1 protein-coding gene and 1 pseudogene are annotated in these 1,000 nt (G+C 53.5%); both read right to left on the reverse strand.

The genetic code is table 11. The features are described from left to right. Positions 1-563: pseudogene (locus E1297_RS01435) on the reverse strand (Tn3 family transposase); the annotation flags it as partial. After that, positions 514-885, reverse strand: coding sequence for a DUF4158 domain-containing protein (locus E1297_RS01440; protein WP_155132965.1), 372 nt, complete (start codon positions 883-885; stop codon positions 514-516). The pseudogene E1297_RS01435 and the gene E1297_RS01440, both read right to left, overlap by 50 nt. Positions 886-1,000 lie beyond the last annotated feature (115 nt).

Below are 1,000 nucleotides of genomic sequence, written 5' to 3' on the forward strand. Positions count from 1 at the left end.
CGATATCGGCCAAGCCGGTGTAGATTGACAGCCCGAACGAGACTGTTTCTCGCTTCGCCCTTGTTTAGCTCAGCGGTTGTGCTTTTTCTGAGGTCCTTATTGGTGATCCAGTCCAGAGAAAACAGTGTCCGTTCAATGCGCCCCATTTGCCGAAGCGCTTGGGCAAGGCCGCTCTGACGTGGCGTGGACGACAACCGCTTGAGCATTATTGACGCGCTGACTGTTCGTGTCCGGATTGAGGTTGCCAATCGGAGAATGTCTTCCCAGTGATCGCGGATCAGGGCGGCGTCTATCCGGTCTCCCATGACACTTTCGAGAATGCCGTATTTTCTGGCTGGTTCGAAACCATATAGGCACCTGCCATCAAGGTCCGGAATGCGTGGGACAAACGCGAACCCGAGCGGATAGCAAAAGGCGAATAAAAGATCGTTCACACCACCGCCATCGACATGGTGCCGGGTGATTTGAAGGCCGGCATCGGTTTCGAGCAGAGCGTCCAGAACATGAGCCGCTTCACTCCCGGTTGCTGCAATAATCTTGACGTGAAAACCCATATGTCTGGCGAAGGATAGAAAGCTGCTCGTACCGGGTCGGAACACGCTGCGCGAAATCAACAAGTGCGTCAGGCAAAACGCCAAGCTGATCGGCCAAAAATGATAGCGCTGTTTCCGGGATTACCTCTCCGCGCCGTATGACCCGGCCGGGATAGCGTAAAGCACATAGTTGAAGTGCCAAGCCGAGACGGGTATCTGCCCGGCGCCGCGTTTCCAAGAGAGTATGATCGGCATCATCAAGCGTCCAGTAACGAACTAATGTGGTGTCATCGTCCGGTAAGGCGAGCAGCTTTTCCCGCTCGGCATCTGTCAGAAGAATACGGCGCGGCATCGTGGTTCCATATTGTCACAAAACATGGCACGATCATCCTTCTTGAGACTTACATTACAAAATGAGTTATGTGACAGTATCGAAGGCCCCTGTACACGACACAGTTTACGATTGT

This window comes from Roseibium sp. RKSG952 (genome assembly GCF_009711355.1).